Genomic DNA, 6,141 nt, shown 5'->3' with positions numbered 1-6,141 from the left:
GATCCGGCCGGTTCCGATCCGTCCGCCGTCAGCTGACGGTCGATTGGGCGAACTGGCGCTCGATCTGCTTCTTCGCCGCCCGCAGGCTGCCCCGGATGCCGAGGCCGACGAGCACCAGCGAGACGGCGGCCCAGACGAAGGCGAGCGGGCCGGTGACCGGCCAGGTCACCCAGCCGACGGTGACGAGATAGGCGAACCCGAGCCAGACGCTCGAGAGGATGACGCCGCCCGAGGGCACCCAGGCGAAGAACATCACCCGGGTCCAGAAGGCGCCGAACGGAGTGCGGCGCACGGGGATGAGCGACAGCGACTGCTTGTCGAGCACGTCGCGGTAGCGCGACGCGTCGCCCTTCATCGCCGGCGCGAGCACCCCGCCGGCCCGCACCGGCCCGATCGCGTCACTGGTCCAGCGCGTCGTCGTCAGCGGCTCGTGGGCGTAGGAAGGGAGGAGCGACCGGCCGAAGGCGATCAGCGACAGTACGAACAGCGAGAACGAGCCGACGAAGAGCAGGCTGATGATGGCCCCGAACACCAGCGCCACGATCGGCAGAGCGATCAACGCGGCCAGCCACTCGGTGTCGTGGGCCAGGTTCTCGATCCCGGGTGACGAGGCGAGGTCGCCCTGGTCGACGATGACGAACGGGATGACGGCCAGCAGCCCGGCGACGACCGCCGAGAGGGCCAGCCAGACGATCGCGATGCCGAGGTAGCCGAACGGGCGCAGCACCCTCCGCCGCGGAGTGATCTCGGTCGAGCCCGGCTTGGCCGGGATCCCGGTGAGGGCCGGGCCCTGGAATTCTCTGTCGGTCATGATCTCCCCCTGGTCGTGGCTACACGCTAACCAGGTCCGGGATGCGGCACAGGCCACCGGATGGGGGACTCTTCTACGCCTGTTGCCAGACTTCGATGCGGGGCCGGCTGGACTCCGGCTGGACTCCGGCTGCTGAACGCCCCGCGTGCGCGCTCAGTCGTTCGGGCGCACGAGGCAGAACGGATGCCCGGCCGGGTCGAGGAAGACGCGGAAGGTCTCGACCTCGCCGTCGCCGTCGTCACCGCTGTCGCTGTCGCCGGCTGCGTCCTGGGCCCCGTCGCCGCCGACCCGCGTCGCGCCGATCGCGAGCACGGCCTGCTCGCCCGCGTCGAGGTCGTCGACCTTGACGTCGAGGTGCAGCTGCTGCGGCACCTGCTGCCCCGGCCACTCCGGCGCGCGGTAGTCGTCGACTCGCTGGAACGCCAAGAGCGGCCGCGAGCCGGGGATCGGCGGCACGACCTCGGCCCAGTGCGTGTCGAACTGCACGATCTCGCCGCCGATCAGTTCGGCGTAGAAGCGGGCGAGCGCCCGGGTGTCCGGGCAGTCGAGGACGATGACGTCGAGCGAGCCGATCATGCGCCCACGCTAGTCCGGCGACCCGTCGAGAGCCACCCCCTCGATTCCGCTCCCACCCGCGCCCCGGCCTTACTCATGCTCGGGCAGGATCGGGCTCGACCAGCCCGGGTCGCGATCGAGGTGCGCGGCCCGGGCGACCGAGGTGGTGCCGAAGCGGTCGCGCACGGCGTCGAGTACCGTGTCGAGCCGGGCGCTGTCGTTCCAGTCGATCGGCAGCTCCGGGGTGAGGCTGTCGGCGCGCGCGAGCTGCCCGAGCGAGATCCCGATCAGGGTGAGGCCGCGCCCGGAGATCTCGGGCTGCGCCGCGGCGAAGAGCTCCCGGGCGACCCCGAGCAGCACCGAGGTGCGATCGGATGCGGTCCCCACCGTGCGCGACCGCGTCGCCTTCGAGAAGTCGCCGTAGCGCAGTCGCAGCACGACCGTGCGGCAGACCCGGTCGCCGTCGCGCAACCGGCGGGCCAACCGGTCGACGATCTGCGTCAGGATGAGGTCGAGCTCCTCGGGTGGGCGCGGCCGGCTGCCGAGTGCGCGCTGCGAACCGATCGAGGAGCGTCGCCGCGCGGTGTCGACCGGCCGCTGGTCCCGGAGCCGGGCGAGCGCGTGCAGATGCGCGCCGGTCGCCTTGCCGAGCAGTCGTTCGGCCGTCGCCGACTCGAGTTCGGCGAGCTGCCCGACGGTCGTGATGCCGAGCCGGTGCAGCTTCTCGGCGGTCACGCGCCCGACGCCCCACAAGCGCTCGACGGGCAGCGGCAGCAGGAACTCCTGCTCGCGATCGGGCTCGACCACGAGCAACCCGTCGGGCTTGCTGACCGCGCTCGCGACCTTGGCCAGGAACTTGGTGCGCGCCACCCCGACCGAGATCGCCAGCCCCACCTCGATCTTGACCCGTTCCCGCAGCCGGGCCGCGACCTGCTCGGGTGTCCCGGCGATCCGCCGCAGTCCGCCGACCTCGAGGAAGGCCTCGTCGATCGAGAGCCCCTCGACGAGCGGGGTGGTGTCGCGGAAGATCGCGAACACGTCCCGGCTGGCGGCCGAGTACGCCTCCATCCGCGGTGGCACCACGATCGCCTCCGGGCAGAGCTCCCGCGCCTGCCGGCCGCCCATCGCCGTCCGGATGCCCCGCGCCTTGGCCTCGTAGCTCGCCGCCAGCACCAGGCCGCCGCCGACGATCACCGGCCGGCCCCGGAGCGCGGGCGCATCCCGTTGCTCGACCGAGGCGTAGAACGCGTCGAGGTCGGCGTGCAGCACCGTGGCCTCGCCGCGCATCCGTCCTCCTCCCGCCCGTCACCGATGCGAACGCCGGCCCGGTCGTCCTGAAAGAGATCGTCGCACCAGCCCACGACATCGCGCCCGAGGGCCTCCTATCCGACGGGCTCGGCGGTGCGGATCCGCACCTCGCGCTCCATCCGCTTCTCGTGCCGCTCGCGCCCCTTGATCGCCTCGAGGTCGCGATTCTTCGGCGGCGCGTTGGTCACCAGGTCGTCGAGGATACTCCCCGCCTCCGCCGCCCTCCGGCCCCTGGCGGAGAAGACCTCAGACGTCGCTGAGCGCGGCCTCGGTGGGCGCCGTGGTCCCGGCGGCGTCCGGCGACGAGGGCTCCGTGTGCATGTACTTCCCGCCCGCCAGGAACGACGCGACCGCCCCGATCAGCGACATGGCCGCCGCCGCGATGAACACGATCACGAGCCCGGAGTGGAACGGCCCCGAGATCAGCTCCGGGAAGAAGGACTGACCGGTCAGGGTGGCCGAGTCGGCGGCGGGTAGAGCATCCAGGGCGCCCGTCGGACCGAGGATCGACGCGATCGGGTTGTAGCCGAGGAACGCCGCGAACAGGCTGCCGACCGGCGGTGTCGCGGCCACCGGCCCGGCGACCTGCGCCGCCACCCCGTTCGAGGTGAGCCCTGAGTACAGGGCGTCCGGCAGCGTGGTCGCGAGCCCAGCGATCATCAGCGAGAAGAAGATGCCGATCGAGAGCGAGTTGCCGGCGTTCTGGAACGTGCCCGTCATGCCCGAGGCCGCGCCGCGTTGGGTCGCGGGCACCGAGTTCATGATCGCCGTGCGGTTCGGGGCGGCGAACATCCCCGAGCCGATCCCGTTGAGCAGGGTGATGACGGCGAAGATCCAGTACTCGAAGTTCACCGGGATGAGCAGCAGGGCGACGAAGGTGGCGGCCACGAGCACGAGACCGGCCGACGAGAGGGCGCGGGCGCCGAAGCGGTCCGAGAGCGTGCCCGAGATCGGTCCCGAGATCAGGAACCCGATGGTCAGGGGCAGCAGGTAGATGCCGGCCCAGAACGGCGTGCTCTCGTACGAGAAGCCGTGCAGCGGCAACCAGATGCCCTGCAGCCAGATGATCAGCATGAACTGCAGCCCGCCGCGGCCGATCGAGGCGAGCAGGCCCGCCACGTTGCCCCACGCGAAGGTGCGGATGGCGAACAGGCGCACGTTGAACAGCGGGTCCTCGATCCGCAGTTCGAGTAGCACGAAGACGACCAGAACGGCGACCCCGCCGATGATCGCGCCGAGCACCCAGGGATTCAGCCAGCCGGTCGAGCTGTCCCCGTAGGGCTGGATGCCGTAGGTGATGCCGGCGAGGACGGCCACGAGCCCGACGGCGAAGAGGATGTTGCCCCACCAGTCGATGCGGCCCGCGCTCTTCGCGCCGACCTCGTGCAGCGACTTGTACGACCAGATCGTGCCCAGGATGCCGAAGGGCACGCTCACCAGGAAGATCGCGCGCCAGTCGAGCGCGGCGAGCAGCCCGCCGATGATCAGTCCCAGGAAGGTGCCGGCGATCGCGGCGATCTGGTTGATGCCGATCGCCATCCCGCGCTTGTTGGCGGGGAAGGCATCCGTGAGGATCGCGGTCGAGTTGGCGAAGATCATCGAGCCGCCGACGGCCTGCACGACGCGCCAGCCGATCAGCCAGAGGGCGCCCGCGCCGGAGGTGAACGGGTCGAAGACGAGCGCGACGGCCGCGATCGTGAAGATCACGAAGCCGAGGTTGTAGATCTTGACGCGGCCGACCATGTCGCCGAGCCGACCGAAGGTCATGACCAGAACAGCGGTGACGAGGATGTAGCCCATCAGCATCCAGAGCAGGTAGCTGACGTTGCCGGGCTCGAGCGGGTCGAGGTGGATGCCGGTGAAGATCGCGGGGAGCGAGATCAGCACGATGGAGCCGTTGATCGTGGCCATCAGCACGCCGAGGGTGGTGTTGCTGAGGGCGATCCACTTGTACCGGGGGTGGTCGCGGTTGAACACGCCCGCCCGCTCGCGCTGGACCTTCTCCGCCATGATCGCTCCGGTTCCGGATGCGCGCCCCGGCTCACCCGCCGCGCCCGCACTCACTTAGTTAGTTGTAGTGAGCTAACTATAATCCTTCCGGGAGGCGGACCCGCCCTTGTCCCGCCCGCCGAACCCGGCGAGACTTCGAGGAATCGGAAAGAGGCCCATCGTGACCGGAACCAACCCCGTCCTCGTGCGGCGGATCTACGAGGCGCCCGAGCCCGACGGAGGCGCCAGGGTGCTGGTCGACCGGCTCTGGCCGCGCGGTATGAGCAAGGATCGAGCCGACCTCGACCGGTGGGTGCGGGATCTGGCTCCCTCGACCGAGTTGCGTGAGTGGTACCAGCACGTGCCCGAGCGCTTCCCGGAGTTCACCACCCGGTACCTGGCCGAGCTCGAAGGTCCCGTGCAGCAAGACCTCCTCGGTCAGCTGCGCGCCCTGCTCGCCGTCGGCCCGGTGACGCTGCTCACCGCGACGAAGGACGTCGAGCACAGCGAAGCCGTCGTGCTCGCGGAGGTCCTCCGCGGCCGGGTGCCCGCCGACCCCGCCGCATCGGCCGGGGATACGTCTTCCGTCTGAGGAGATTTCCGTCCGAGGAGGTCAGTACTCGTCCAGGTCGTCGCGGCTCCGCGGCTCGTCGTCGGTCATCGGGCGGGGGTTGTGGAGGAGCGCGATCCGCCGGCGCATGTCGGCGACGACCTCGTCGTTCCGCAGCTCGCCGGCCTCATCCGCTTCATCGTCGGCCGACCCCGATTCGGAGACCAGCTGGCTCGCCGGACCGATCAGCATGTTCGCCGTGCCGACCGTGCCGTCCTCCCGGCGCACCGGGATGTCGACGGTGTCGGACTGATCGGCGAGTGCGAGCGCGTGCGCGTAGTCGAGCAGCGCCCGGGCGATGTCGGTGCCCGTCAAGATCGAGTCTCCTGCGTAGTGAATTCGCTCCATGTCCTCATGATCTCCATCCGGGGAAATGGAGCAATGGGCTTGCGCCCGGGCGCGGTGTCAGGCAAGCAGATGTCTCCGCCGCTTCCGTCAAGCCCCTCTCACCGCCCGCCTCGGCGATGTACGTTCAGCCAGGTACGGAACGCCAGAGCCACCCGGACGGGCTCGACGGAAGAGGGATGATCCATGGGCAAACTCACCTACGACTCCTCGTTCGTCGTCGATTTCGACGACCGCACCCTCGCACATCTCCAACAGGTGATCGGGGCCAAGCTGCGGCGCAACGAGTCGTTCTTCTTCAGCTGGAAGGACGACCCGGCGATCGGCGACGGGCGCACGACGCTCTGGGTCCACCCGAACATCCCGATGGTCTTCAAGTTCCACGGCAGCCGTCCGCCGGCGCTCAACCGGGCCTGGGTCGAGGCGCTGATGCTCACGGCGAACTCGCCGCAGGGTCTCCACCTCGTTCCGGAGACCGACGCACCGCCGGCCACCGAACCCATCGAGTGACGCGCGGAACACC

At 70.1% G+C, this 6,141-nt stretch carries 7 protein-coding genes; 2 read left to right on the top strand and 5 right to left on the bottom strand.

All coding sequences use genetic code 11. From position 1 onward, the window contains the following. Nucleotides 1–28: 28 nt before the first annotated feature. The 4 genes from HSO01S_RS09625 to HSO01S_RS09610 all read right to left on the bottom strand — a co-directional run bounded on the left by HSO01S_RS09625 (nucleotide 29) and on the right by HSO01S_RS09610 (nucleotide 4,738). A complete protein-coding gene (locus HSO01S_RS09625) occupies nucleotides 29–811 on the bottom strand; it encodes a hypothetical protein (RefSeq protein ID WP_066040720.1) in 783 nt (260 codons plus the stop codon). A 153-nt stretch (nucleotides 812–964) separates the two neighbouring features. Next, on the bottom strand, nucleotides 965–1,387 hold the full coding sequence (locus HSO01S_RS09620) for a VOC family protein (RefSeq protein WP_066040718.1): 423 nt from the start codon (nucleotides 1,385–1,387) through the stop codon (nucleotides 965–967). A 69-nt stretch (nucleotides 1,388–1,456) separates the two neighbouring features. Next, on the bottom strand, nucleotides 1,457–2,653 hold the full coding sequence (gene dinB / locus HSO01S_RS09615; protein ID WP_066040716.1) for a DNA polymerase IV: 1,197 nt from the start codon (nucleotides 2,651–2,653) through the stop codon (nucleotides 1,457–1,459). Nucleotides 2,654–2,920: 267 nt separating this feature from the next. Continuing rightward, nucleotides 2,921–4,738 (bottom strand): MFS transporter, encoded by a 1,818-nt coding sequence (locus HSO01S_RS09610; RefSeq protein ID WP_245635951.1) that lies wholly within the window; start codon nucleotides 4,736–4,738, stop codon nucleotides 2,921–2,923. Between the two features lie 106 nt (nucleotides 4,739–4,844). On the opposite strand from HSO01S_RS09610, the gene HSO01S_RS09605 reads away from it, so the two are divergent. Continuing rightward, nucleotides 4,845–5,255 carry a DUF488 domain-containing protein gene (locus HSO01S_RS09605; RefSeq protein WP_066040711.1) on the top strand — a complete coding sequence of 137 codons (411 nt, stop codon included), beginning with the start codon at nucleotides 4,845–4,847 and terminating at the stop codon, nucleotides 5,253–5,255. A gap of 21 nt (nucleotides 5,256–5,276) precedes the next feature. On the opposite strand, the gene HSO01S_RS09600 is transcribed toward HSO01S_RS09605, so the two are convergent. Next, nucleotides 5,277–5,621, bottom strand: a complete 345-nt coding sequence (locus HSO01S_RS09600) for a hypothetical protein (protein WP_066040708.1) — start codon at nucleotides 5,619–5,621, stop codon at nucleotides 5,277–5,279. Nucleotides 5,622–5,804: 183 nt separating this feature from the next. Here HSO01S_RS09600 and HSO01S_RS09595 point away from each other — a divergent pair, with 183 nt between their 5' ends. Beyond that, nucleotides 5,805–6,128, top strand: a complete 324-nt coding sequence (locus HSO01S_RS09595) for a DUF7882 family protein (protein ID WP_066040706.1) — start codon at nucleotides 5,805–5,807, stop codon at nucleotides 6,126–6,128. The last annotated feature ends 13 nt before the right edge of the window (nucleotides 6,129–6,141 follow it).

The sequence above is a fragment of the Herbiconiux solani NBRC 106740 genome, assembly GCF_001571005.1.
Lineage (GTDB): Bacteria > Actinomycetota > Actinomycetes > Actinomycetales > Microbacteriaceae > Herbiconiux > Herbiconiux solani.
The sequence above is the reverse complement of the archived record's forward strand: the minus strand, read 5'-3'. Positions and strand labels throughout refer to the sequence as shown.

Excerpts from the sequence above, each read along its gene's own strand:
- HSO01S_RS09625 (WP_066040720.1), bottom strand. The coding sequence starts at position 811 with ATGACCGACAGAGAATTCCAGGGCCCGGCCCTCACCGGGATCCCGGCC.
- HSO01S_RS09600 (WP_066040708.1), bottom strand. The coding sequence starts at position 5,621 with ATGGAGCGAATTCACTACGCAGGAGACTCGATCTTGACGGGCACCGAC.
- dinB (WP_066040716.1), bottom strand. The coding sequence starts at position 2,653 with ATGCGCGGCGAGGCCACGGTGCTGCACGCCGACCTCGACGCGTTCTAC.
- HSO01S_RS09595 (WP_066040706.1), top strand. The coding sequence starts at position 5,805 with ATGGGCAAACTCACCTACGACTCCTCGTTCGTCGTCGATTTCGACGAC.
- HSO01S_RS09620 (WP_066040718.1), bottom strand. The coding sequence starts at position 1,387 with ATGATCGGCTCGCTCGACGTCATCGTCCTCGACTGCCCGGACACCCGG.